Genomic DNA, 23,861 nt, shown 5'->3' on the forward strand with positions numbered 1-23,861 from the left:
GCTGACCACCGGCTTGCGGGGCCGCAACGACACAGCCCGGGCCACCGGCATGCGGGGCCGCGACGACACAGCCCGGGCCACCGGCAGACAGGGCCGCGATGAGACTGCCCGGACCTTCGGCAGACAGGGCCGCAATGACACGGCCCGGACCACCGGCAGGCAGGACCGGGTCTATCCCCCGGCGGCGGGAAGGATCGGGGAGAAGGCCGAACTGGAGGAGCGGATCACGTACTGGTGCCCGCGCTGTCAGCCTGCGCCTGCCGCGGCGCCCCCGAGCTGAACCGGGCGGTCTGATCCCGTAGCTCGGCCAGCCCTTCGGCGATCCCACGGAGCCGCTCGGCCGCCTCGACCAGGCCGAAATACGCCGGGTGCCGGGTGTCCGCGACGGGATGCCCGTCCTCGGCCACATAGCTGGCGGCCGCCGCGACCAGTTCCTCATAGGCCTGAACACCCTCGACGAACTGCTCGGCCAGCGCGGCGTGCGACTGTTCCAGAGTGACCCGTTGGGCGGCCTGTCCGAGCGGGATGGCCCGCTCCACACTGGCCACCCGCTGCCCCAGGTCCCGCAGCCACTGCTCGGCGGTCGCCGCTTCCAGCGCCGCCGTCTCGCCGGGGCCGGTGAGCCGGCCGGCCAGCGCGAGCATCGTCGCCGAGGCCTGGTCCATCCGGTCCCAGGCGTCGGCGATCGCCGAGCCACGCAGTGCATACCTGTTCTTCTGGCGGCGGACCTCGTTCAGCACCGTCCGGCCGACCTGTGTGCGCTCCAGGGCCGCGGTGAACCGCGGGCCGGGCAGGCTGGGCGCGGGGGCGGGCTGACGCTCCAGCTCGCGGAAGTCACGCCACCGCCAGCGGGCCAGAACCACCGAGGCACCGGCCCCGGCGGCCCAGGCCGCGTCCGCGAGGCCGAGCCCGGAGTACGGCACCAGCACGAGCGTCGCCGCGGTCAGCCCGCCGCCGAGCACGCTCCAGCGGCGCGCCGACCCGCGCAGCCGCTTGAGCCGACGAAAGTACTTTCCCCGGTCGTCCACGTCCTGCCCTCCCGCCGCTCAGGATCGAGATCAGCCGGCGGCGGTGGTGTCGCCGCGCTTCTGGTTCATGCTGGCCCGGATCTCGTCGAGCCGCGCGACCCCGGCCGGGTCGGCCGCCGGCGTGGTGTTCTGCTGGCCGACCGCGGGCTGAGACGCCGCGCCGCCCAGCTTCTCCCCCGCCATGCTGGCCCGGATCTGCTCCAGACGGGACGAGCCGGCCAGGTCCAGGCTGGACTTCTGCACCTCGAGCATGCGGCCCTCGACCGAGTTGGAGGCCAGCTCGGCACGGCCCATGGCGCTCGCGTACCGCTGCTCGATCTTGTCGCGGACCTGGTCCAGCGACGGGGTGTTGCCCGGCGCGGCCAACTGCGACATGGACTCCAGCGACTTGGCCACGGTCTCCTGCATCTTGGCCTGCTCGAGCTGGCTGAGCAGGCGGGACCGCTCGGCGATGCGCTGCTGGAGCACCATCGCGTTGTTCTCGACCGCCTTGCGGGCCTGCCCGGCGGCGCCGAGCGCCTGGTCGTGCAGGGTCTTCAGATCCTCCATCGACTGTTCACCGGAGACCAGCTGAGTGGCGAGCGTCTGTGCGGTCTGCTCGTACTTCTGGGCCTCGGACTCGTCGCCGGCGGCGCGGGCCCGGTCGGCCAGCACCAGGGCCTGGCGCGCCATGCCCTGCAACTTCTCGACCTCGGACATCTGGCGGGACAGCTTCATCTCGAGCTGCCTCTGGTTGCCGATGACGGCGGCGGCCTGCTGGACGAGGGCCTGGTGCTGTCGCTGGGCGTCCTCGATGGCTTGCTGGATCTGCACCTTCGGATCGGCGTACTCGTCGATCTTCGCGCCGAAGAGCGCCATCATGTAATGCCAGCCCTTGACGAACGGGTTCGCCATCTCGCGGTATCCCCTCAATGTCGCTCGGTCGGTGGCGTCATGGCGAGACCGCTCTCGCCACCAACGCGAAACCATCGTGTCAGCCCGACGCCAGCGGCGTCACGTGACCTACGGGGGATCTCAGGGTCTCCCCTGGCATCGAGCCTGAGATCGAGGCTACGCCCCTGGGGGCACGCGGGCGAGAGACGTGAAACGGAATCGGGCACACACGCACCCGGGGAGGCCGATGGGCCTCCCCGGGTGGTCAGAAGTCTTCCTCAGGCCGCGTAGATCACGTCGCGCTTGGCATTCCGCTTGGTGTGCAGGGTCGCCTTCAGCGGCGAGTCCTGACGCACCGAGACCGACACCCGGCCGTCCGTCGCGACTTTGCGAACCGGGTCGATGGCTGCCGGGTCGTCGACCGGGACCAGCACGCCCTCCATGTTCTCCGCCAGCGACAGGGTGCTGCTGACCTCACCGAGCAGCTCGGAGAGACGGGCACCGAGCGCGTCGCAGATGGCCGCGAGAAGCTCGCTGGAGGCTTCTTTCTGGCCACGCTCGATCTCGGACAGATAACCCAGGCTGACGTTCGCGGCGGTCGACACCTCGCGCAGCGTGCGGTGCTGTCCCTGCCGACGCGCACGAAGTGCGTCGCCGATAACCCGGCGTAGCAGGACCATGGCACCTCCTCCTGCGGGCAGGGCCACCGGCAACACGCCGGAGGCTTCCCGCAACCGTACCCGTCGCGAGCGACGGCGACATCCCGCCCCGCCGAATTTCCGGCCGCCACCGGGCACGTCCCGGCCGGACGTTCCAAACCCTTCTAGGCTATTCCCAGGTCAGGCCGGAGCTGGGGCGGTATGCAGGACGTCGGTGAGCAGTTGCAGGACGGCCGTCACACTTTCGGTACGAACCGCCATACGGTTGCCGATCAGTCGCAATTCGCGCACCTGGCGGCCATTCGGCCCGGCGACGGCCACATAGACCAGCCCGACCGGCTTGCCGTCCTGCGGCTCGGGACCCGCGACACCGGTGGTGGCCAGACCCCAATCGGCGCCGCAGCGGGCCCGGGCGCCCTCGGCCAGCGCGGCGGCGACCTCACGGTCGACCGGGCCGCGCTCTTCGAGCAACTCCGCCGGTACGCCGGCGAGCGCGCTCTTCAACTCGGTCGCGTAGACGACCAGGCCGCCCCGGTAGACCGCGCTCACGCCGGGAATCTCCACGATCGTCGCGGCCACCAGCCCACCGGTCAGCGACTCCGCGGTCGCCAGGGTCTCGCGGCGCTCGACCAGGGAGTGCACCGCAGCCGCGGCCGCCACCGACATCTCCACCGGGACTCCTCAGCTGCTCACGAGCCGGGCCGAGCGCCCTGCCGCAGTCGCAGGGCCTGGACCACGTAGTCGAAGCCGGTGGCGACGGTGACCAGCAGGGCAGCCCACATCAGCCACGGGCCGGCCACGTCGACCGGCTCCGGGAAGGGCCAGAGATACCAGGCGATCGCGGCGGTCTGCAGCCCGGTCTTCAGCTTGCCACCCCGGGAGGCCGGAATGACGCCGTACCGGATCACCCAGAAGCGCAGGGCGGTCACGCCCCACTCCCGGGCCAGCATCACCACCGTGATCCACCAGGGCAGCACGTCGTAGGCGGAGAGCAGGACCAGCGCGGTGCCGGTCAGCGCCTTGTCCGCGATCGGATCGGCGATCTTGCCGAACGAGGTGACCAGCTGCCATCTGCGGGCGATCCAGCCGTCCACGAAGTCGGTCGCCGACGCCACGCAGAAGGCCAGGCAGGCACCGACCCGCCAGTCGTGGTCCGTCATCCCGGACGCCACCACCAGGGCCAGGAAGACCGGGACGAGGATGAGCCGGATCACGGTCAGCGCGTTCGCCGCGTTGTAGAGCGACACCACGCGGGGTGCGGCCACCGGGACCGGCTCGTCGATCACCGGTCGACCTGCGCGGCGGAGATCATCTCGGTCGGGACCGCGATCAGGTCGACGCCCTCGGTGCCGGTGACCCGGGCGCGGACCAGGTCACCGGGGCGCAGTGCGGCCAGGTCGACGCCCTGGTCACCGCCGACCAGCGTGGTGGAGCCGTCGACCTCGGGGGCCTGGTGCTCGGCACGTCCCTCGATCTCACCGTCGTCGATCGAGTCGACGAGCACCTCGACGACGGTGCCGATCCGGTCCTCGGCGCGCTGGGCGCAGAGCTCCTCGGCGAGCGCGACGATCTTGTCGTACCGCCGCTTGACGGTGTCGGGGCGGATCTTGCCGGGCAGGCCGGCCGCCTCGGTGCCGTCCTCGTCGCTGTAGTCGAAGACGCCGATCGCGTCGAGCCGGGCCTCGGTCAGGAAGCGGGCCAGCTCGTCGACGTCCTGCCGGGTCTCGCCGGGGAAGCCGACGATGAAATTGCTCCGGGCGCCGGCCTCGGGGGCCAGGGCGCGGGCCGAGTCGAGCAGCTCCAGGAAGCGCTCGGTGGAGCCGAAGCGGCGCATCCGGCGCAGCACCGGCTCGCTGGAGTGCTGGAACGACAGGTCGTAGTACGCCGCGACGCCGGGGGTGGTGGCGATCGCCTCGACCAGGCCGGGCCGGGTCTCGGCGGGCTGCAGGTAGCTGGCGCGGACCCGGACGATGCCGTCGACCGCGGCGAGCTGCGGCAGCAGCTTCTCCAGCAGGCGCGGGTCGCCGAGATCCTTCCCGTACGACGTGCTGTTCTCACTGACCAGCACCAGCTCCCGGACCCCGGTCTTGGCCAGCCACTCCGCCTCGGCGAGCAGCTCCTGCGGGTCACGGGAGACGAACGCGCCACGGAACGCCGGGATCGCGCAGAACGCGCAGCGCCGGTCGCAGCCGCTGGCCAGCTTGAGCGACGCGACCGGGCCGGAGTCGAGCCGGCGGCGCAGCACCTTGCGCAGGTGAGCGGGGGTGTGCTCGTCGACCGTGGCGTGGCCGGGCACGACCACCTTGGCGGCGCTCCGCTTCACCGGGGTGATCGGGAGCAGCTCGCGGCGGTCCCGCGGGGTGTGCGCGTCGTGTTTCTCACCGGCCAGCACCCCGTTCAGCCGGGCGGCGATGTCGGTGTAGTCGTCGAAGCCGAGCACCGCGTCGGCCTCGGGCAGGTTCTCGGCGAGATCGCGCCCGTACCGCTCGGCCATGCAGCCGGCGGCGACCACCTTGGCTCCGGTGTCGGCGGCGGCGAGCAGGGTGTCGATCGAGTCCTGCTTCGCCTTCTCGACGAATCCGCAGGTGTTGACGAGCACCACGTCGGCCTCGGCCGCATCGGTCCCCACCTCCCAGCCCTCGGCGTCGAGACGGGCGGCGAGCTCTTCCGAGTCGACCTCATTGCGGGCGCAGCCCAGCGTGAGGAGGGCGACACGGCGAGAAGGAGGAGTTACAGACACTCGCCAAGGTTACCGGGCCGTCGCGGAATGCCCGTCCCCCGGACAGCCGGACTCTAGCGCCAACTCCCATTGACAATACGATGGCGGGGTGACGACTCCGGAAGACCTCGACGATCTCGACGCGCTGGCCAGCCTCGCCGACGGCGTGCGCCGCCAGGCGTACCGGGTGGTGGCGGACGGGACCGAGCCGGTGGGGCGGGACGAGGTGGCCGAGGCGCTCGGCATCGGGCGCACGCTCGCCGCGTTCCACCTGGACAAACTCGTCGCCGCCGGGTTGCTCGAGACGTCGTACGCGCGAAGGACGGGCCGGACCGGGCCGGGCGCCGGACGTCCGGCGAAGCTGTACCGGGTCGCCGCGGCGGAGCACGCGGTCAGCGTGCCGCCGCGGGCCTATCGCACCGCGGCCGAACTGCTCGCCGAGGCCCTCGAGCAGGCCGGCGCCGAGAACGTGCTGAACACCGTGGCGCGACACCACGGGCGGCGGGCCGCCGCGGCGGAGGGCGTGCTCGAACTGCTGACCGGGCACGGCTACGCGCCGGCGCCGGACGGGCCGGACCGGATCGAGCTGCGCAACTGCCCGTTCCACCGGCTGGCCGAGCAGTTCCCGCCGGTGATCTGCGGCATGAACCTGGCCATGATCGACGGCCTGCTGGCCGGCGCCGGCCTGGACGGCGAGTGGGCCGCCCGGATGGACGCCGCCCCGGGCCGCTGCTGCGTGACCCTCTCTAAAACTAAAACTGATTGACATTAGAGCCTGGGGCTGGTGAGACTGGAGTCATGAGCGACTTCCACCTGGCCCAGATGAACACCGCTCGTCTCCTAGCCCCGCTGGAAGACCCGTCAATGGCCGAGTTCGTCGCCGGCCTCACCCTGATGAACGAGTTGGCCGACCGGTCGCCAGGCTTCGTCTGGCGGCTCGCCGGGGAGAACGGCGACGGCACGATCGCGGCACCCACCGACCCCAGCCGGATCTACACGCTCTCGGTGTGGGAGTCCCCCGAGCATCTGCGGGCCTACGCCTACCAGAGCGAACACCTCGACTACCTGCGCCGCCGCCGGGAGTGGTTCCACCCGAACGGTCATCAGGCCGCCCTGGTCATGTGGTGGACCCCGGTCGGCAGGCTCCCCACCCTGCGCCAGGCCGTCTCCCGGCTCGGCCGCCTGCAGGCCGACGGCCCCACCCCGGAGGCCTTCACGTTCCGGGAGCTGTTCAGTCCACCTTCAGAGCCGCGAGAGACTCTTCGAGCTCGTCCGGCTTGATCAGGACGTCGCGGGCCTTCGAGCCCTCCGACGGGCCGACGATGCCGCGGGTCTCCATCAGGTCCATCAGCCGACCCGCCTTGGCGAAGCCCACCCGCAGCTTGCGCTGCAACATCGACGTGGAGCCGAACTGGCTGGTCACCACCAGCTCGATGGCCTGAACCAGCAGCTGCAGGTCATCGCCGATCTCCTCGTCGATCTCCTTCTTCTTGCTGGGCGGCGCGTCGGTGACGCCCTCCCGGAACTCCGGCTCGCGCTGGTCCTTGCAGAACTTGACGACCTTGGCGATCTCCTTCTCGTCCACCCAGGCGCCCTGGATCCGGGTGGGCTTCGAAGCGCCCATCGGAAGGAAGAGACCGTCACCACGGCCGAGCAGCTTCTCCGCGCCCGGCTGATCCAGGATGACCCGGGAGTCGGCCAGCGACGACGTCGCGAAGGCGAGCCGGGACGGCACGTTCGCCTTGATCAGGCCGGTCACCACGTCGACCGACGGGCGCTGGGTGGCCAGCACCAGGTGGATGCCGGCGGCCCGGGCCAGCTGGGTGATCCGGACGACCGAGTCCTCCACGTCACGCGGAGCGACCATCATCAGGTCGGCCAGCTCGTCGATGATCACCAGGAGGTACGGGTACGGCTTCATCTCCCGCTCGCTGCCCGGCGGCGCGGTGATCTCGCCGGCCCGCACCTTGCGGTTGAAGTCGTCGATGTGGCGGACCCCGTTGGCGGCCAGGTCGTCGTACCGCATGTCCATCTCGCGAACCACCCACTCCAGGGCGTCCGCGGCCTTCTTCGGGTTCGTGACGATCGGCGTGACCAGGTGCGGGATCCCCTCGTACGCCGTCATCTCGACCCGCTTCGGGTCGACCAGCAGCAGCCGCACCTGCTCCGGGGTGGCCCGGGTGAGCAGCGACACCAGCAGCGAGTTGAGGCAGCTGGACTTGCCCGCGCCGGTGGCGCCGGCGATCAGGATGTGCGGCATCTTGGCCAGGTTCGCCACCACGAACCCGCCCTCGATGTCCTTGCCGAGCGCGACCACCATCGGATGGTGGTCGGTAGTGGCGGCCCGGGAGCGCAGCACGTCGCCGAGCGCCACGTTCTCCGGGTCGGTGTTCGGGATCTCCACGCCGACCGCGCTCTTGCCCGGGATCGGCGAGAGGATCCGCACATCCGGGGACTTGACCGCGTACGCGATGTTGCGCGACAGCTGGGTGATCCGCTCCACTTTGGTGCCCGGGCCGATCTCCACCTCGTAACGGGTGACGGTCGGGCCACGGGTGAAGCCGGTGACCGAGGCGTCCACGTTGAACTGGTCGAAGACGCCGGTGAGCGCGGCCGTGATCTCGTCGTTGGCCCGGCTGCGCGCCTTCGGCGGGGCGCCGGTGGCGAGCAGACCCGCCGGCGGCAACTGGTAGTCACCACCCGCCAGTGCGGAGATCTCCAACTGCTCGGCCCGGGTGGGCGCCGGCGAGTGCTCCGGCGCCGGCTTCTTCCGCCGGGCCGGCGCCTTCGGCAGGGCCACCGTGTCGTGCAGGATCAGGTCCTCTTCGGGCTCCTCCGGCTCCAGCAGGTCGTCGAGCGGGGCCGGTGTGGCCGGCCGGCGGCGGGCCGAACGACGCGGCTTGGCCGGCGGCTCCTCCTCCTCGGAGTCCTCCTCGTCGTCCAGCAGGGGACCGGTGCGGCCGGGCCGAGCCGTGGCCCGCCCGAGGACCAGGTCACCCAGGAGCATCAACCGCTCCGGAATCTTGTTGATCGGGGTGGCGGTGATCACCAGCAGGCCGAAGACGAAGAGCAGGAGCAGCAGCGGTACGGCGACCCAGGCGCTCACCGCCCGCTCCAGGAGCGAGCCGACGCCGTACCCCAGCAGGCCGCCGCTGCCGGTCAGCGCGATGTCGTCACTTGGCTCGTCGGAGAGGTAGAGCAGGCTCGCGGTGGCGATGATGATCGCCGACCAGCCGACCGGGTTACGGCCGCGGTGCTCCGGGTCGACCGGCTCGCGCATCAGCCGGATCGAACCGTAGAAGAACAGCAACGGCAGGAAGATCCCGAGCCCGCCGAAGAACAGGTGCACGGCGTCGGCCAGTCGCTGCCCCACCGGCCCCGCGCTGTGCCCCCAGACGGCGACCGCGGTCAGGATCGAGAACCCGAGCAGAAGCAGGCCCGCGCCGTCGCGGCGGTGCTCCGGGCCGATGTCTCGGGCGTTGCGCCCGGCACCCCGGGCGACCCACCCCACGCTGTGCGCCAGGCCCATCCAGAGAGCGGTGACACCGCGGCCCAACCCGATCGCGACACCGGCGCCGGCGTTGCCGCCCTTCTTCGGGGCCGGACGCTTGCGGGCGGCGGGCTTGGCCGCCGCCTTCTTGGCCGGGCGGGCCGGTTGACGGGCACGCGTGGTCGCGGCGCCGCGCGTGGTCGACGCGGCGCGGCCCCGGCTCGCCGGAGGAGTACGGCCCGCCATGGAAGACACCGTAGCCGGGGACGCAACCCGCATCGAGAAGGCACACCGTGACCGGTTCTCGCTTTTCCGCCGATCCCGGCGGTCCGTCGCCGCGTTCCTCGAGAGCCGCGCCTGAAGGCTTTAAGCTCGCGAGGTGCAACCACTCGACAACGAGATGATCAAGGCCGCCCTGGACGCGCGAGGCTTCGCGTACTTCGTCGACGCGGACGGCGACATCGCCGGCAACTTCCAGGGGAACCTGATCTACTTCTTCCGGCTCGGGCAGAACAAGGAGATGTTGCAGATCCGGGCGATGATGCAGCACGTCTTCGCGGTCGAGGACGTGCCGCGACTCTACGAGTTCTGCAACACCTGGAACCGTGACCAGCTTTGGCCGAAGGCGTACGTGCAGGTCACCGACGACGGCACGGTGGTCGTGGTGGGCGAGGTGTCGAGCGACTGGGAGCGCGGCGTGACGCCGGAACAGCTCGACCAGACGCTGATCTGCGGGATCGCGACCGGCTGCCGGCTCGGCGAGGCGCTAGGTGAGCTGAAGAGCTAGCAAGACCGCTCGGTGAGCTGAAAAGCTAGCAAGACCAAGAGGACCGGGGCCGCTCACGGCCCCGGTCCCTTGTGATCATCTTTTGCGGTACGCGGTGACTACTGCACGTTGAAGCCCAGCGTGTAGTCGCCCGAGCCGGAGGACGCGACCACGACGTACCGGAAGGTCCCGGACCGCTGGTTGACGCTGAGCGTCTTGACGTCGTCCCCGGTCGCCTTGGCCACCGTCTTGAACTTGCCCCGGGTCAGCCGCTGCAGGACCAGGTCGAAGTCCGACCCGTCGGGCGCGTCCAGGCAGGCCGTGTGCCGGCCGGCCCGGGCCCGGAAGGCGCCATCGTTCGGCTGGGCCTGCGCGGTCCCGGCCTTGCTGAGCGCACCGGACCGCTGAACCGGCAGGTCGGAACAGGCGGACGGCGCCGCGGTGGCCGACTCGCTCGGAGCCGCCGTCGCGGAATCGGTCGGCGCGGCGGTCGCCCCGCCCTCGTCCTCGCCGCCGGTGGTCACCAGGGTCAGGTTGTTCTCCGCCAGGATCTCGTTGACCGGCTGGAAGAACGTCTCGCCGCCGACCGTGCAGTCGCCGGAACCACCCGAGGTGACGCCCTGGGCCTGGTCGCCGGAGAGCCACGGCCCGCCGGAGTCACCGCCCTCGGCGCAGACGTCGGTCCGGGTCAGGCCGGTCACGGCGCCCTCCGGGTAGACGACCGTCTGGTTCTTGGCCAGGATCGTGCCGCAGAACGTGCCGGTGGTCGAGCCGGAGCGGCAGACCGCCGCGCCGACCGGGGCCTCGGTGTTGCCGCCGACCGGCAGTTCGTTGCCCTTGAAGTCGTTGACCACCGGGCGCGGGGTCCACTGGTCGTTGACCTCGACGAAGCCCATGTCGGCGTCGCCCGGGAAGACCGAGGCCTTCACCACACCCTGCGCCTCGTTGTTGAAGCCGGTGGTCTCGGTGCCCGGCGTGCCACAGTGGCCGGCGGTGACGAACCCACCCTCCACCGAGAAGCCGATCGAGCAGCGGGCGGTGCCGCCGTCCAGGGCGATGAAGTACGGGTCCGCGCCGCGCACGTCGAAGAGCGGCTTCGGCTGCCGGTTGCTGATCTGCACGGTGACCGCGTCGGAGGCGACGCCGGCCCGGCTCGCGAACGCCAGCGCTTCCGCCTTGGCGCCCGGCTGCGCGACGATGACCAGCTTGTTTGTCGGCGCGTCGACGTACCAGCCGGTCAGGTCGTCGGCCGACTTGAGCTTCGCGTCCAGTTTGTTCTTGGCCGCATCGAGCTGTGCCTCACTGCGCTTGACCAGCACCGGTACGGCGCCGGCGGCCTTCACCTCGGCGGCCACGTCGGCATCGGTCACCGCGACCTTGAGGGTGTTGCCGTCGAGCCATGCGCCGGCGTAGCTGTCGCCGGTGGACGCGGCCAGGGTCGCGGTGACCCCACCTGCCCACTTCGACCGCTCCAGCCGGGTGGTCGCCTGGTTCGCGCTGAGGCCCAGGTCACGCTTCATCGCCGCGAGCAGTGCCGGGGAAACGCCCCCGCTCGCCTTCGTCGTGCCACTGTCGCCGGTCGGCGTGGTGCCGGCCAGCGACGGCAGGGTGAAGGCGACCGCCGCCGCGGTCGCCGCCACCACCGCCGCAGCTACGGCGATCGATCTGCGCTGCATCTGGAGTACTCCCTCCGCCACGGGTGCCGTAGGGGCGACACCGTGCCTGGGAGTACGCAGTCCGTCGGAACTTGGTTGAAAAGGGCGCGGAACAAATCGACTTTCACAGGTTTCAAAGGAAACCTAAAGCCTCTCTTAAACCGCGCCCGCCCTTCCTCAGACCTCGACGACCGTCGGAACGATCATCGGCCGGCGGCGGTAGGCGTCGTTCACCCAGCGCCCGACCGTCCGGCGAACCACCTGCTGAAGCTGGTGCGTATCGGTGATGCCGTCCTCGGCGGACCGGTGCAGCGCGGCGGTCAGCAGCGGGATCACCGGGTTGAACGCCTCCGGGTCCTCGGAGAACCCCTTCGCGGACACGCTCGGCTCGCCGACCACCTTGCCGGTCACCGAGTCGATGACCACGGTGGCGGAGATGAACCCGCCGTCGCCGAGGATCCGCCGCTCGGTGAGCAGCGACTCGCTGACGTCACCGACCGCTAGGCCGTCGACGTAGACGTACCGGCTGCGAACCCGGCCGACCACGCGGGCGTGGCCCTCGACCAGGTCCACCACGTCGCCGTCCTCGCAGAGCACCACGCGGTCCGGGGCGACCCCGGACTCGATGCCGAGCTGGGCGTGCGCCCGCAGGTGCCGCCACTCGCCGTGCACCGGCATCAGGTTGCTGGGCCGGGTCACGTTCAGCAGGTAGAGCAGCTCGCCGGCCGGCGCGTGGCCGGAGACGTGCACCTTGGCGGTCTCCTTGTGGATGACCGTGGCGCCGGCCCGGGAGAGCTGGTTGATCACCCGGTAGACCGAGGTCTCGTTGCCCGGCACCAGGGAACTGGCCAGCACCACCGTGTCGCCGGACTCGATGGTGATGTGCCGGTGGTCCCCGGTGGACATCCGGCCCAGGGCGCTCATCGGCTCGCCCTGCGACCCGGTGGACATGAAGACGATCTCGTCCGGCGGCAGGTGGGTGGCCTCGTCCAGCCCGACCAGCAGGCCGTCCGGGATGCGCAGCAGGCCGAGGTCCCGGGCGATGCCCATGTTGCGGACCATCGAGCGGCCGATCAGGGCGACCTTCCGCTCGTACTCCCAGGCGGCGTCCATCACCTGCTGGACGCGGTGCACGTGGGAGGCGAAGCTGGCCACGATGATCCGGCCGCGGGCCTTGCCGAAGATCGAGCTGAGCACCGGGCCGATGTCCCGCTCCGGCGCCACGAAACCGGGCACCTCGGCGTTGGTCGAGTCGGAGAGCAGCAGGTCGACGCCCTCGGCACCGAGCCGGGCGAACCCGGCCAGGTCGGTGATCCGGCCGTCCAGCGGGACCTGGTCCATCTTGAAGTCGCCGGTGTGCAGCACCAGACCGGCCGGGGTACGCACGGCGACCGCCAGCGCGTCCGGGATCGAGTGGTTCACCGCGAAGAACTCACACTCGAACGGGCCCAGCCGCTCGATGCCGCCCTCCCGCACGGTCAACGTGTACGGATCCAGCCGGCGCTCGGCCAGTTTCGCCTCGACCAGCGCGAGGGTGAACTCCGACCCGACCAGCGGGATGTCCGCCTTGTGTGCCAGCAGGTACGGCACGGCACCGATGTGGTCCTCGTGACCGTGGGTCAGCACGATCGCCTGGACGTCCTCGAGCCGGTCCAGAATGGGCGCGAAATCGGGGAGGATCAGGTCCACACCCGGTTGCTCGACATCCGGGAAGAGCACCCCGCAGTCGATCACCAGTAGTTTGCCGTCGAACTCGAGGACCGTCATGTTCCGGCCGATGGCGCCGAGCCCGCCGAGCGGGATGACGCGCAGGGCGCCCTCCGGCAGCGGCGGCGGCGGACCGAGCTCCACGTGAGCTTGACTCATTCGCCTCTTCCTGTCAGAGCACGATGCCGGCCGCGGCGGCGTCCTGGCGCAGTTGCTTCAGTTCCTCGTCGCTCGCGTCGACGAGCGGTGACCGGACCGGGCCCGCGGGCAGTCCGGAAGCGTTGAGGCCGGCCTTCACCAGCATCGTCCCCGGGGACCGGAAAATGCCGGTGAACAGCGGCAGAGCCTGGCGGTGCAGGGCCAGCGCGGCGGCCGTGTCCCCCCGCTCGTACGCCTCGATCATGCCCTTCGCCAGCACACCGGTGAAGTGCGAGGAGGTGCCGACCAGGCCCACCCCGCCGATCGAGAGCAGCGGCAGGGTGGCCGCGTCGTCGCCGGAGTAGTACGCCAGACCGGTCCGGCTCAGCACCCACGAGCTGGCGATCAGGTCGCCCTTGGCGTCCTTCACCGCGACGATCCGCTCGTGCTCGGCGAGGCGGCACATGGTCTCGGTGGTGATCGCCGTCCCGGCCCGGTGCGGAATGTCATACGCCATGATCGGCAGCCCGGACGCGTCGGCCACCGCCAGGAAGTGGCGCAGCACACCGGCCTGCGGAGGCTTGTTGTAGTACGGGGTGACGACCAGCAGGCCGTGCGCACCGGCCTTCTCGGCGGCCTGCGCCAGCTCGATGGTGTGCGCGGTGTTGTTGGTGCCGACCCCGGCCACGACCTTGGCCCGGTCGCCGACGGCCTCGACCACGGCGCGCAGGAGCGTTTCCTTCTCCGCGTCGGAGGTGGTCGGGGACTCCCCGGTGGTGCCGCTGATCACGAGCGCGTCGTTGCGCTGCTCGTCGACGAGGTGGGCGGCCAGGCGTGCCGCACCCTCGATGTCCAGGGAGCCGTCCGGAGCGAACGGGGTGACCATGGCGGTCAGCAGCCGGCCGAAGGGCCGCGGGTGGTGCGTCATACCTGACAACCTATCGGACGCCTTGGTCACACGTAGAAAGCGGTGAACGGGGCCCAGGGCAGGTTACGCAGGACGCTCCAGACCGCCCAGACCGCCATGAATGTGATCATGGCGGTCGGAGTGACCGTCAGTTGCGGAATCCTCCACCGGAACAGTTTCCGGCCGGCCCAGGCAAAGTACATATAGAGAAGGAAGGGCACCGCGAAGACGAAGAGCGCGTGGTGCCGGGCCGCCGCCGGCAGGTCGCCGTGCAACAGGTACCACGCGGCACGGGTGCCGCCGCAGCCCGGGCAGACGAAGCCGGTCGTGTATTTCAGCAGGCAGGTGGGCTCGGCGCCGGCCTCCGCGGAGGCCGGGTCGGTGACCAGCGTGTAGCCGACCGCGCCGCCCATGCAGGCCAGCACCGCGAGTGGGGCGAGCCAGATCGGCGAGCGGGTCGCGAGACGGTCGAAGAAGCGGGTGATCCGGTCCGGCTGGGGAGCGGTGTAGAACCGATACGCCGGCCAGTCGGGGGGCACCGGGGGACCCTGCAACGGCTGGGCCTCCAGCCAGGGCGGGAGGTCGGTGCTCATGAGCGCCACGGTACACCTCAGAGGGCCTTGACCGCCGCCGCGAGCGGGCCCGCGAAATCGCCGGCGACCGGGGCCGCGACGGCGTCCAGGCCGAGCCAGCCGGCCAGCCTGCGCAGCTCGGCGGCGAGCGCCTCGGCGGTGACCTCCTGATCGGCCCGGGGCTCGAGCCAGGCGGCCGGCACCTCGAGCACCCCGGCCTGCCGGTTCGCCTTGAGGTCGACCCGGGCCGCGAAACCGTCGCCGAGCAGGAACGGCAGCACGTAGTACCCGTACAGCCGCTTGGGTTTCGGCACGTAGATCTCGATGCGGTAATTCAGGTCGAAGAGCCGCTCGGTGCGCTCACGCTGCCAGATCAACGGGTCGAACGGGCTGATCAGGGTGGCCACGTCGACCCGGCGCGGCAGTTTCGCGTCGGCGTGCAGGTAGGCCACCGGTTTCCAGCCGCGGACCGTCACCGGGCGCAGCACTCCGGCCTCGACCAGCTCGGCCACCGCCGTGCGGGCGGCCTGGGTGGGCAGCCGGAAATAGTCCCGCAGCTCCGGCTCGGCGGCCACGCCCAGGGCCCGCGCCGAGAGCTCGACCAGGGACCGGAAGGCCTCCGCCGGCTCGGGCGTCGGCGCGTTCAGCACCGCGGCCGGCAACGCCCGCTCGGGCAGGTCGTAGCGGCGGGCGAAGGACGTGGTCCGCTCGGCGGCGGTCACCTGCCCACTCCAGAAGAGCCACTCCAGGGCCTGCTTGACCACCGACCAGTTCCATCCCCAGTGGTCCTTGCGGCGCGGGGCGTCGTGCTCGATCTCGTTCGCCGTGATCGGGCCGCGCCGGCGCACCTCGTCGAGCACCCAGGCGACCAGCTCGGGCTGCTCGGCGACGATCCGGCGCATGTTGCCCCACGCATATTCACCGGCGCGCGCCATCCGCCAGCGGAACAGCGGCTGGAGCTCGGTCCGGATCAGGGAGGCCTCGTGCCCCCAGAACTCGAACAGCTCGCGGGGTTTCTGATAGGCCGCCCGCTCCAGCAGACCCGCCGGGTAGGGCCCAAGACGGCTGTAGAGCGGCATGAAGTGGGCCCGCTGCAGCACGTTCACCGAGTCCATCTGGATCAGATGCAGACGGCGCAGCACCCGGCGAACATGGCGCGGGCCGGCCGTGCCGCCCGGTTTCGAGTCGGTGAAGCCCTGCGCGGCCAGAGTGATCCGGCGGGCCTGCGCGACGGAGATCGTCTCGAGACTGGTCATCGGGATGCAGAGTAGGCCAGGGGTATGACAAAGTCGCCGGGGTGGTGACATCGATCCGGGCGCAGACCGAGGCCGATTTCGACGTGGTCGCCGCCGTGCACGTGCGCAGCATCCAGGCGAGCTACGCCGGGCTGCTACCCGCCGCCCATCTCGCGTCCCTCGACCCGGTGGTCTTCGCCGAGCGCCGCCGGAGTCTTCACGGGCGGCCCGGACTGCACACCCTGATCGCCGAGCAGGACCTCCGGATCGTCGGGTTCGCCAGTTTCGGGCTGGACCGGGACGATCCGGGACCCGGCGAGCTCTACTCGATCTACGTCGACCCGGGTGAGTGGGGCACCGATGCCGGCTGGCGACTGTTCGCCGAGGCCCGGCGGATCCTGAAAGACGACTGCTACCCGGAGATGCGGCTCTGGGTGCTGGCCGCCAACGAGCGGGCCCGGCGGTTCTACGAGCGGGCCGGGATGACCACCGACGGAGTGCCCGCGCCACACCGGCTGCTGGACGCCGGGATCGAACTGCCGAAACTCCGCTACCGCGCTCGTCTGTAGGCTGCCGCCATGGCTCTCGGCTTCGTTCGTCCCGCGCGTCCCGAGGACGCCCCGGAGATCGCTCGTGTCCAGATCACCACCTGGCGCGGCGCCTACCGGAGGATGTTCCCCGCACATGTGCTCGCCCAGCTCGACGTCGCGGCGCTGACCGACGGCTGGACCGAGGCGATCACCGCACCGCCCTCACCGCGGCACCGGGTGCTGATCGCGGTGGAGCAGGGCGAGACCGCCGAGCACGTGGTCGGGTTCGCCGCCGCCGGTCCGGCCGACGAGCAGGCCCTGGCGCCGGAGGAGCCGCCGCTGCCCGAGGGCATCGCGGCCGTCACCGACCTGCTCATCGAGCCGCGCTGGGGGCGCCGGGGCCACGGCAGCAGGTTGCTCGCCGCCGCCGTGGACCTGTGGCGCGAGGACGGCTTCCGATACGCGGTGGCCTGGGCCTACGACGCCGACGCGGTGATGCGCAAATTCCTCGAATCGGCCGGCTGGGAGCCGGACGGCGCGGGGCGGGCGCTGGACGTCGACGACCTGCTCGTCCCCCAGCTCCGCCTGCACGTCGAGCTCTGACCTCAGTCGAGCAGTTCGTCCAGGCCCAGGGTCAGGCCAGGGCGCTTGACGACCTCGCGCACCGCGAGCACCACGCCCGGCATGAACGAGGACCGGTCCAGCGAGTCGTGCCGGATGGTCAGCGTCTCGCCGGCCGCGCCGAAGAGCACCTCCTGGTGCGCCACCAGGCCGGCGGCCCGGACGGCGTGCACGCGGACACCGTCGATGTCGGTCCCGCGGGCACCGTCGAGCTCCTCCTGGGTGGCGTCCGGCATCGGCGGGCAGTTGGCGGCCTTGCGCGCCTCGGCGATCAACCGGGCGGTGTGCATCGCGGTGCCGCTGGGCGCGTCCAGCTTGCGCGGGTGGTGCTGCTCGATGATCTCCACCGAGTCGAAGTAACGCGCCGCGCTCGCGGCGAAACGCATCATCAGGATCGCGCCGATGCCGAAGTTCGGCGCGATCACGACGCCGACACCGGGCTTCTCGGCGAGCCAGCCGCGCACCTGCGCCAGCCGCTCCTCGGTGAACCCGGACGTGCCGACCACCACGTGGATGCCCTGGCCGATCGCCCAGCGCAGGTTCTCCATCACCACGCCGGGGTTGGTGAAGTCGACCAGCACCCGCGCGCCCGACCCGCTGGCACTCTCCAGGGAGTCGCCCTGGTTGATCAGCGCGACCAGGTCGAGATCGGCGGCGGCGTCGACCGCCTTGCACACCTCGAGGCCCATACGGCCCCGGGCGCCGAGGACACCGACACGGATGGGTTCAGACAGGTCAGTCACAGCGTCAACTTAACGTACGGCGACGGGCCGCCCACCACCGCTCGGCGAGGCCCACGACCAGGAACACCAGCCCGACGTACGCCCATCCGACCAGCACGTCGATCACGTAGTGCTCCCCGGTGTAGACCAGCGTGAAGGTCATCGCCAGCGGGTACGCCAACAGCAGCGGCCACCACCGCCGGCGCACCAGCGGCAGGAAGAACGCGACCGCCATCATCGCCCAGGCGGTGTGCAGCGAGGGCATCGCCGCGACCGGGTTGGACTGCTCCACCTGCAGCGCGTTGAGGGTGTTCCCGGCACCGTGCAGGCCGATCACGTCCCAGCCGTTGGTGGAGATCCGGGCGACCGGCTCGGCGAGCTGTCGGTGCTCGTGGGCCCACCACGGCGGGGCGGCCGGGTAGAGGAAGTAGGTCGCCAGCCCGAACACGCAGAGCGTGAACCACCGGCGCATGAACCGGGCCCAGGACCGCCGGTCGCGCACCCAGAGGATCACCGCGATGGTCGGCACGGTCAGGAAGTGCGAGACGTAGACCAGGGTGACGATCGCCAGCCACCACGGCGTCTGCCCGGGGTGGTAGAGATGCTCCTGGAGCCAGGTCGTCGGCACCTGGCCGCCGGTGAGCCAGCCCCACATCGCCTTGTCCGTGTCGATCAGCGGGGTCACGTGCGGGGCGAAGAAGTCGTCGGCCCAGCTGCGGGAGACGTTGTAGACCACCAGCAGCAGCGCGATCGGCAGCCAGTCCCGCAGGAAGCTCAGGTGGGTCCGGAGCGGCGCGTGGTTGCGCCACGCGATGGTGGCCAGCCACAGCCACCCGAACGCGATCAGCGGGTCACTGGTGGGCACCCCGATGAACCAGACCCCGACGGCGAAGACCACCGCCCAGATCAGCATCCCGATGATCCGTCGCCTGCGCAGGTCGGGAGGCGTCGGGGTAGCGGGTGTCTCGGGCGGGGTCTCCAGCATCGTCACAGGAACCAAGGTTAACCAGGGGGAAACGCGCCCTCGTCGAACGGCCCGACCACAGCCAGGGACTGTTCACGTGCGAGTATGTCGGCCGCAACCTGCCCGACATCGGCGATCGTCACCGCGTCGACCCGGGTCAGCAGCTCGTCCACGCTCATCAGGTCGCCGTAGAGCAGCTCGGACTTGGCCAGCCGGCTCATCCGGGAACCGGTGTCCTCCAGGCCCAGGACGTACGCGCCCTTGGCCATGCCCCGGCCTCGAACCAGCTCCTCGGCGGTGATTCCGCTCTCAGCCACCCGTTCGAGTTCGGTGCGGATCAGGTCGAGCACCTCGCCGGCCTTGCCCGGGGCACAGCCGGCGTAGACGCCGAACAGGCCGGAATCGGCGTACTGGCTGGCGTACGAGTACACCGAGTACGCCAGGCCCCGCTTCTCCCGGATCTCCTGGAAGAGGCGGCTCGACATGCCGCCGCCGAGAACGTTGTTCAGCACGCCCAGGGCGAAGCGGCGGTCGTCGTACCGGCTCAGGCCGACCGTGCCGAGCACGATGTGCGCCTGCTCGGTGTCGCGGTGCAGGACAACGGTCTGCGGCTTGCGCACCCGGACCCGCTTGTCGCCCGGACGGGGCCCGGCCGGCTCGGCGGGCTCGGTGTCCAGCGGCGTCCCGGCCAGCGCCTTGCGTACCAGCCGGACCACTGCGGCGTGGTCCAGGTTGCCGGCCGCGGCGATGATCACCTCGGGCGCCTGGTAGCGCTTCCGGTAGAAGTTGTTGATCTGGTTCCGGGTCATCGGGGTGACCGACTCCGGGGTACCCGAGATCAACCGGCCCAGCGGATGATCGCCGTAGATCGCCTCGGCGAAGACGTCGTGCACCTCGTCGCCCGGCTCGTCCTCGTGCATGGCGATCTCCTCGAGGATCACGCCACGTTCGGTCTCCACGTCCCCCGGTTCGAGGATCGAGTCGGCCACCGCGTCCACCAGCACGTCCACCGCCAGCGGCAGATCGGCGTCGAGCACCCGCGCGTAGTAGCAGGTGAACTCCTTCGTGGTGAAGGCGTTGGTCTCGCCGCCGACCGCCTCGATCTCCGCGGAGATCTGCAACGCGGTGCGCTTCGGGGTGCCCTTGAAGAGCAGGTGCTCCAGGAAGTGCGAGGCGCCGGACATCGCCGGGGTCTCGTCACGGGAGCCGACCCCGACCCAGATGCCGAGAGCGGCGCTGCGGGTGGTCGGGATCGCCTCGGTGATGATGCGCAGACCGCTGGGCAGGACGGTCAGACGTACGCCGTCCTGCAGGGTCCGGGTAGAAACGCGGGCCGGCCTCTCGGCCGGCCCGCGGTTGTTCGCTGTCACTCAGTCGCGGCGTTCGCCACGGTCGCCGGACGGGCGCGACCGGCGACGGCGCGGCTCGCCGCCACCCTCGCCACGCGGAGCGCGCTCCGGACGGCCCTCGGCGGGCGCGGCGGCCGGAGCCGCGGCGGCCGGGGCCTCCTCACCCTCCGGGCGGACCTTGTCCAGGTAGATCTTGCCGCGCTGGTCGATCTCCGCGATCTGGACCTCGACCCGGTCGCCGACGTTGAGGAAGTCCTCAACCTTCTCGACCCGCTTGCCGTCGCCCACCTTGGAGATGTGCAGCAGACCGTCCCGGCCGGGCAGCAGCGAGATGAACGCGCCGAACGCGGCCGTCTTCACCACGGTGCCGAGGAACTTGTCACCGGCCTTCGGCATGGTCGGGTTGGCGATCGCGTTGATCCGCTCGACCGCGGCCTCGGCCGCCGGGCCGTTGGTCGCGCCGACGTAGATCGTGCCGTCGTCCTCGATGGAGATGTCGGCGCCGGTCTCGTCCTGGATCGCATTGATGGTCTGGCCCTTCGGGCCGATCACCATGCCGATCTTGTCGACCGGGATCTTCACGGTGGTGACCCGCGGCGCGTGCTCGCTCATCTCGGCCGGGGCCTCGATGGCCGCGGTCATCACGGCGAGGATGGTGGCGCGGGCCTCGTGCGCCTGCTGCAGAGCGCCGGCCAGCACGTCCGACGGGATGCCGTCGAGCTTGGTGTCCAGCTGCAGGGCGGTGACGAACTCGCTGGTGCCGGCGACCTTGAAGTCCATGTCGCCGAACGCGTCCTCGGCGCCGAGGATGTCGGTCAGCGCGATGTACTCGGTCTTGCCGTCGATCTCGTCCGAGATCAGGCCCATCGCGATACCCGCGACCGGGGCCTTCAGCGGCACACCGGCGCTGAGCAGGGCCAGCGTCGAGGCGCAGACCGAACCCATCGAGGTCGAGCCGTTCGAGCTCAGGGCCTCGGAGACCTGCCGGATCGCGTACGGGAACTCCTCGCGCGACGGCAGCACCGGAACGAGCGCGCGCTCGGCCAGCGCACCGTGGCCGATCTCACGCCGCTTCGGCGAGCCCACCCGGCCGGTCTCACCGGTCGAGTACGGCGGGAAGTTGTAGTTGTGCATGTAGCGCTTGGTCTTCTCGGGGGCGAGAGTGTCCAGCGACTGCTCCAGGCGCAGCATGTTGAGGGTGGTGACGCCCAGGATCTGGGTCTCGCCACGCTCGAACAGCGCCGAGCCGTGCACCCGCGGCAGCACGCCGACCTGGGCGCTGAGCGGACGGATGTCACGCGGGCCACGGCCGTCGATGCGGATCTGCTCGCGCAGCACGCGGTTGCGCACCTCGGACTTGGTCACCGAGCGGAACGCGGCGCTGATCTCCTTCTCCCGGCCCTCAAACCGGGCGTCGAGCAGCTCGTGCGCCTTCGCCTTGATCAGGTCGAGGGCCTCCTCGCGCTCGGCCTTGCCGGCGATGGTCAGCGCCTCGGCGGTCTCCGCGCGAACGGCCTCGGCCACCGCGGCGTAGACGTCGTCCTGGTAGTCCAGGAAGACCGGGAACTCGGCGACCGGCTTCGCGGCGACCTCGGCAAGCTCGCTCTGCGCGCGGCACAGCTCGCGGATCGCGGGCTTGGCGGCCTCCAGGCCGCTGGCCACGATCTCCTCGGTCGGAGCGGTCGCACCGGCCTGGATCAGCTTGATCGCGTGTGGGGTGGCCTCGGCCTCGACCATCATGATCGCGACGTCGCCGTCGGCCAGGACCCGGCCGGCCACGACCATGTCGAAGGTGGCCCGCTCGAGCTCCTCGAGGGTCGGGAACGCGACCCACTGGCCCTCGACGTGCGCGACCCGGGTGGAGCCGACCGGACCGCTGAACGGCAGGCCGGAGAGCTTGGTGGACATCGAGGCCGCGTTCATGGCGACCACGTCGTACGGGTGGGCCGGGTCGAGCGCCAGGACCGTCTCGACGACCTGGACCTCGTTGCGCAGGCCCTTGGTGAACGACGGGCGCAGCGGCCGGTCGATCAGGCGGCAGGTGAGGATGGCGTCCTCGCTGGGACGACCCTCACGCCGGAAGAACGAGCCGGGGATCCGGCCCGCGGCGTACATCCGCTCCTCGACGTCGACGGTCAGCGGGAAGAAGTCGAAGTGCTCCTTCGGCGCCTTGCTCGCGGTGGTCGCGGAGAGAACGGTGGTGTCGCCGAGCTGGACGATCACCGAACCGGCAGCCTGCTTGGCCAGGCGGCCGGTCGAGAACACGACCTCGCGGGTGCCGAACGCCCCGTTGTCGATGATCGCGGTGCGGGACTCCGTCCCGAGAGCGGTCTGCTCTGTCATGAAGTGTGGTACTCCTTCGTCGAGGACCCGGCGGTCTAACAGCGCGGTTCAGAAGGCCGGTCTTCGATCGAAGTGCCCAGGTCAAGAGAAAGCCTGAGAACCACTACCGGAGACCGGTGCTGCCGGTGTGAGCCGCGCGGGTCCGTGGGGTGGTAATCGGAAGGGAGCGGCTAGAGCCGCTCCCTTCGCAAAACTATCGGCGCAGGCCGAGACGCTCGATGAGCGTCCGGTAGCGCGCGATGTCCTTCTTCTGAACGTAGTTCAGCAGGCGGCGGCGCTGACCGACCAGCAGCAGCAGACCACGACGGCTGTGGTGGTCGTGCTTGTGGAACTTGAGGTGCTCGGTCAGGTCGGCGATCCGCTTGGTGAGCATGGCGACCTGAACCTCGGGCGAACCGGTGTCGCCCTCCTTGATCGCGTACTCACCCATGATCTTGTTCTTGGTCTCTTGATCGAGCGCCATAATCTCCGAACTTCTGTGTTGCCGATTCTGCGGTTCCCGCAACCCGCGGCGTCGGGCAGGCGTGGCGGGACCGGTGTCGAATAATTCATACGACGCTCAAACCCTACCAGGGGGTTACCGAAGCAACACGCGGGTCTCTTCCACGTCGGCCCTGATCTGCGCGATCAACGGTTCGATGGAATCGTATTTCCGCTGTTCGCGAAGATGCGCGACGAAGTCCAGGCTGACCCGCTCGCCGTACAGATCACCCGAGAAGCCGAGTGCGTACGCCTCCACCCGGCGCTCGCGCCCGGAGAACGTCGGATTGGTGCCGATCGAGACGCTGGCCGGCCAGCGTCCGGCGTTCTCCCCACCGCGGGTTAGCCAGGCGGCGTAGACACCGTCGGCGGGCACCGCGGCGTAGCGGTGCGTCATCAGGTTAGCGGTGGGAAAGCCCAGCTCACGGCCGCGTTGATCACCGCGGATCACCACGCCGGAGAGGCGGTGCGGGCGGCCGAGCGCGGCGGCCGCGGCACGCACGTCCCCGGCGTCGACACAGCTGCGGATGTACGTCGACGAGAACACCACCCCGTCCGCCGAGACCAGCGGCGCGTCCTCCACCGTGAAGCCGAACGTCCGCCCGAGGCTCTCCAGCAGCGCCGCGTCACCGGCCGCCCGGCGCCCGAAGCGGAAATTGTCACCGATCACCACATCGGCCGCGTGCAATACCTCGACCAGCACGTCGTGCACGAACTCTTCCGGGGTGAGCTGGGAGAACGCCGGCGTGAACGGAATCACGCAGAGCGCGTCCACACCGAGCCGTTCGATCAGCTCCGCCTTGCGGATCGCCTCGGTGAGCACCGCCGGGTGCGAGCCCGGGCGGACCACCTCAGAGGGGTGCGGGTCGAAGGTCATCACCACCGACTGCAGACCCATGTCCCGGGCGCGCTTCACCGCGTGCCCGATGATCGCCTGGTGTCCGCGGTGCACCCCGTCGAAGACACCGATGGTCACGACCGACCGGCCCCAACCGCCGGGAACCGAATCCAATCCTCGCCACCGCTGCATCGAGAAGCCCCTCCAGTTCGGTTGTCGGCCCTAGCCTATCGATGGCGGGGAGCCGGTGTATCTCCCCTGGGGA

General features: G+C 70.6%; 23 protein-coding genes. 5 read left to right on the forward strand and 18 right to left on the reverse strand.

Annotated features, from left to right (window positions below):
* Positions 1 to 224: 224 nt before the first annotated feature.
* The 6 genes from pspM to rimO form a co-directional block, all read right to left on the reverse strand.
* Positions 225 to 1,028 (reverse strand): phage shock envelope stress response protein PspM, encoded by an 804-nt coding sequence (gene pspM, locus CHC09_RS01885; protein WP_089291169.1) that lies wholly within the window; start codon positions 1,026 to 1,028, stop codon positions 225 to 227.
* Between the two features lie 30 nt (positions 1,029 to 1,058).
* Positions 1,059 to 1,922 carry a PspA/IM30 family protein gene (locus tag CHC09_RS01890; protein WP_089291170.1) on the reverse strand — a complete coding sequence of 288 codons (864 nt, stop codon included), beginning with the start codon at positions 1,920 to 1,922 and terminating at the stop codon, positions 1,059 to 1,061.
* A 257-nt stretch (positions 1,923 to 2,179) separates the two neighbouring features.
* Complete coding sequence (locus CHC09_RS01895; RefSeq protein ID WP_089291171.1) at positions 2,180 to 2,581, reverse strand: helix-turn-helix domain-containing protein; 402 nt, start codon at positions 2,579 to 2,581, stop codon at positions 2,180 to 2,182.
* Between the two features lie 159 nt (positions 2,582 to 2,740).
* On the reverse strand, positions 2,741 to 3,226 hold the full coding sequence (locus CHC09_RS01900; RefSeq protein ID WP_089291805.1) for a CinA family protein: 486 nt from the start codon (positions 3,224 to 3,226) through the stop codon (positions 2,741 to 2,743).
* Positions 3,227 to 3,249: 23 nt separating this feature from the next.
* The gene (gene pgsA / locus CHC09_RS01905) at positions 3,250 to 3,846 is read right to left on the reverse strand and encodes a CDP-diacylglycerol--glycerol-3-phosphate 3-phosphatidyltransferase (protein WP_089291172.1); all 597 of its coding nucleotides are present in this window, start codon (positions 3,844 to 3,846) and stop codon (positions 3,250 to 3,252) included.
* Entirely contained in the window at positions 3,843 to 5,300 is a 1,458-nt protein-coding gene (gene rimO, locus CHC09_RS01910) for a 30S ribosomal protein S12 methylthiotransferase RimO (protein ID WP_089291173.1), read from the reverse strand. Before rimO ends, pgsA begins: the two co-directional genes overlap by 4 nt.
* An 88-nt stretch (positions 5,301 to 5,388) precedes the next feature.
* Here rimO and CHC09_RS01915 point away from each other — a divergent pair, with 88 nt between their 5' ends.
* Positions 5,389 to 6,045, forward strand: a complete 657-nt coding sequence (locus tag CHC09_RS01915) for a helix-turn-helix transcriptional regulator (protein ID WP_089291174.1) — start codon at positions 5,389 to 5,391, stop codon at positions 6,043 to 6,045.
* 32 nt (positions 6,046 to 6,077) lie between these two features.
* On the forward strand, positions 6,078 to 6,560 hold the full coding sequence (locus CHC09_RS01920; protein ID WP_089291175.1) for a DUF3291 domain-containing protein: 483 nt from the start codon (positions 6,078 to 6,080) through the stop codon (positions 6,558 to 6,560).
* On the opposite strand, the gene CHC09_RS01925 is transcribed toward CHC09_RS01920, so the two are convergent.
* Entirely contained in the window at positions 6,511 to 9,015 is a 2,505-nt protein-coding gene (locus CHC09_RS01925) for an FtsK/SpoIIIE family DNA translocase (protein WP_089291176.1), read from the reverse strand. The genes CHC09_RS01920 and CHC09_RS01925 overlap by 50 nt on opposite strands.
* Before the next feature lie 133 nt (positions 9,016 to 9,148).
* Here CHC09_RS01925 and CHC09_RS01930 point away from each other — a divergent pair, with 133 nt between their 5' ends.
* A complete protein-coding gene (locus CHC09_RS01930) occupies positions 9,149 to 9,556 on the forward strand; it encodes a type III secretion system chaperone family protein (protein ID WP_307833924.1) in 408 nt (135 codons plus the stop codon).
* Between the two features lie 98 nt (positions 9,557 to 9,654).
* Here the strand turns inward: CHC09_RS01930 and CHC09_RS01935 are convergent, their stop codons facing one another.
* The 5 genes from CHC09_RS01935 to CHC09_RS01955 all read right to left on the reverse strand — a co-directional run bounded on the left by CHC09_RS01935 (position 9,655) and on the right by CHC09_RS01955 (position 15,770).
* Complete coding sequence (locus tag CHC09_RS01935) at positions 9,655 to 11,211, reverse strand: S1 family peptidase (protein ID WP_089291177.1); 1,557 nt, start codon at positions 11,209 to 11,211, stop codon at positions 9,655 to 9,657.
* Between the two features lie 156 nt (positions 11,212 to 11,367).
* On the reverse strand, positions 11,368 to 13,056 hold the full coding sequence (locus tag CHC09_RS01940; RefSeq protein ID WP_089291178.1) for a ribonuclease J: 1,689 nt from the start codon (positions 13,054 to 13,056) through the stop codon (positions 11,368 to 11,370).
* 13 nt (positions 13,057 to 13,069) lie between these two features.
* Positions 13,070 to 13,963, reverse strand: coding sequence for a 4-hydroxy-tetrahydrodipicolinate synthase (gene dapA / locus CHC09_RS01945; protein ID WP_089291179.1), 894 nt, complete (start codon positions 13,961 to 13,963; stop codon positions 13,070 to 13,072).
* Between the two features lie 26 nt (positions 13,964 to 13,989).
* Positions 13,990 to 14,535: a DUF2752 domain-containing protein gene (locus CHC09_RS01950; RefSeq protein ID WP_089291807.1), complete on the reverse strand. Its 546-nt coding sequence runs from the start codon at positions 14,533 to 14,535 to the stop codon at positions 13,990 to 13,992.
* Between the two features lie 17 nt (positions 14,536 to 14,552).
* The gene (locus tag CHC09_RS01955; RefSeq protein WP_089291180.1) at positions 14,553 to 15,770 is read right to left on the reverse strand and encodes a winged helix-turn-helix domain-containing protein; all 1,218 of its coding nucleotides are present in this window, start codon (positions 15,768 to 15,770) and stop codon (positions 14,553 to 14,555) included.
* 41 nt (positions 15,771 to 15,811) lie between these two features.
* Between CHC09_RS01955 and CHC09_RS01960 the strand changes: the two genes are divergently transcribed.
* Both CHC09_RS01960 and CHC09_RS01965 read left to right on the forward strand, forming a co-directional pair.
* Positions 15,812 to 16,318, forward strand: coding sequence for a GNAT family N-acetyltransferase (locus CHC09_RS01960; protein WP_089291181.1), 507 nt, complete (start codon positions 15,812 to 15,814; stop codon positions 16,316 to 16,318).
* Between the two features lie 9 nt (positions 16,319 to 16,327).
* Positions 16,328 to 16,882, forward strand: coding sequence for a GNAT family N-acetyltransferase (locus CHC09_RS01965; protein ID WP_089291182.1), 555 nt, complete (start codon positions 16,328 to 16,330; stop codon positions 16,880 to 16,882).
* A gap of 2 nt (positions 16,883 to 16,884) precedes the next feature.
* On the opposite strand, the gene dapB is transcribed toward CHC09_RS01965, so the two are convergent.
* The 6 genes from dapB to CHC09_RS01995 all read right to left on the reverse strand — a co-directional run bounded on the left by dapB (position 16,885) and on the right by CHC09_RS01995 (position 23,788).
* Positions 16,885 to 17,643 carry a 4-hydroxy-tetrahydrodipicolinate reductase gene (dapB, locus tag CHC09_RS01970; protein WP_089291183.1) on the reverse strand — a complete coding sequence of 253 codons (759 nt, stop codon included), beginning with the start codon at positions 17,641 to 17,643 and terminating at the stop codon, positions 16,885 to 16,887.
* 4 nt (positions 17,644 to 17,647) lie between these two features.
* Complete coding sequence (locus tag CHC09_RS01975) at positions 17,648 to 18,607, reverse strand: phosphatase PAP2 family protein (protein WP_089291808.1); 960 nt, start codon at positions 18,605 to 18,607, stop codon at positions 17,648 to 17,650.
* Positions 18,608 to 18,624: 17 nt separating this feature from the next.
* Complete coding sequence (locus tag CHC09_RS01980; RefSeq protein WP_089291184.1) at positions 18,625 to 19,956, reverse strand: M16 family metallopeptidase; 1,332 nt, start codon at positions 19,954 to 19,956, stop codon at positions 18,625 to 18,627.
* Positions 19,957 to 22,278 (reverse strand): polyribonucleotide nucleotidyltransferase, encoded by a 2,322-nt coding sequence (locus CHC09_RS01985; protein WP_089291185.1) that lies wholly within the window; start codon positions 22,276 to 22,278, stop codon positions 19,957 to 19,959.
* A gap of 193 nt (positions 22,279 to 22,471) precedes the next feature.
* Positions 22,472 to 22,741 (reverse strand): 30S ribosomal protein S15, encoded by a 270-nt coding sequence (gene rpsO / locus CHC09_RS01990; RefSeq protein ID WP_089291186.1) that lies wholly within the window; start codon positions 22,739 to 22,741, stop codon positions 22,472 to 22,474.
* 114 nt (positions 22,742 to 22,855) lie between these two features.
* A complete protein-coding gene (locus tag CHC09_RS01995) occupies positions 22,856 to 23,788 on the reverse strand; it encodes a bifunctional riboflavin kinase/FAD synthetase (RefSeq protein ID WP_089291187.1) in 933 nt (310 codons plus the stop codon).
* Positions 23,789 to 23,861: the final 73 nt, after the last annotated feature.

This window comes from Actinoplanes regularis, assembly GCF_900188005.1.
Classification (GTDB): domain Bacteria; phylum Actinomycetota; class Actinomycetes; order Mycobacteriales; family Micromonosporaceae; genus Actinoplanes; species Actinoplanes regularis.

Excerpts from the sequence above, each read along its gene's own strand:
- CHC09_RS01890 (WP_089291170.1), bottom strand. The coding sequence starts at position 1,922 with ATGGCGAACCCGTTCGTCAAGGGCTGGCATTACATGATGGCGCTCTTC.
- CHC09_RS01895 (WP_089291171.1), bottom strand. The coding sequence starts at position 2,581 with ATGGTCCTGCTACGCCGGGTTATCGGCGACGCACTTCGTGCGCGTCGG.
- CHC09_RS01900 (WP_089291805.1), bottom strand. The coding sequence starts at position 3,226 with ATGTCGGTGGCGGCCGCGGCTGCGGTGCACTCCCTGGTCGAGCGCCGC.
- CHC09_RS01920 (WP_089291175.1), top strand. The coding sequence starts at position 6,078 with ATGAGCGACTTCCACCTGGCCCAGATGAACACCGCTCGTCTCCTAGCC.
- CHC09_RS01925 (WP_089291176.1), bottom strand. The coding sequence starts at position 9,015 with ATGGCGGGCCGTACTCCTCCGGCGAGCCGGGGCCGCGCCGCGTCGACC.
- CHC09_RS01935 (WP_089291177.1), bottom strand. The coding sequence starts at position 11,211 with ATGCAGCGCAGATCGATCGCCGTAGCTGCGGCGGTGGTGGCGGCGACC.
- CHC09_RS01940 (WP_089291178.1), bottom strand. The coding sequence starts at position 13,056 with ATGAGTCAAGCTCACGTGGAGCTCGGTCCGCCGCCGCCGCTGCCGGAG.
- dapA (WP_089291179.1), bottom strand. The coding sequence starts at position 13,963 with ATGACGCACCACCCGCGGCCCTTCGGCCGGCTGCTGACCGCCATGGTC.
- CHC09_RS01950 (WP_089291807.1), bottom strand. The coding sequence starts at position 14,535 with ATGAGCACCGACCTCCCGCCCTGGCTGGAGGCCCAGCCGTTGCAGGGT.
- CHC09_RS01955 (WP_089291180.1), bottom strand. The coding sequence starts at position 15,770 with ATGACCAGTCTCGAGACGATCTCCGTCGCGCAGGCCCGCCGGATCACT.
- CHC09_RS01965 (WP_089291182.1), top strand. The coding sequence starts at position 16,328 with ATGGCTCTCGGCTTCGTTCGTCCCGCGCGTCCCGAGGACGCCCCGGAG.
- CHC09_RS01975 (WP_089291808.1), bottom strand. The coding sequence starts at position 18,607 with ATGCTGGAGACCCCGCCCGAGACACCCGCTACCCCGACGCCTCCCGAC.
- CHC09_RS01985 (WP_089291185.1), bottom strand. The coding sequence starts at position 22,278 with ATGACAGAGCAGACCGCTCTCGGGACGGAGTCCCGCACCGCGATCATC.
- rpsO (WP_089291186.1), bottom strand. The coding sequence starts at position 22,741 with ATGGCGCTCGATCAAGAGACCAAGAACAAGATCATGGGTGAGTACGCG.
- CHC09_RS01995 (WP_089291187.1), bottom strand. The coding sequence starts at position 23,788 with ATGCAGCGGTGGCGAGGATTGGATTCGGTTCCCGGCGGTTGGGGCCGG.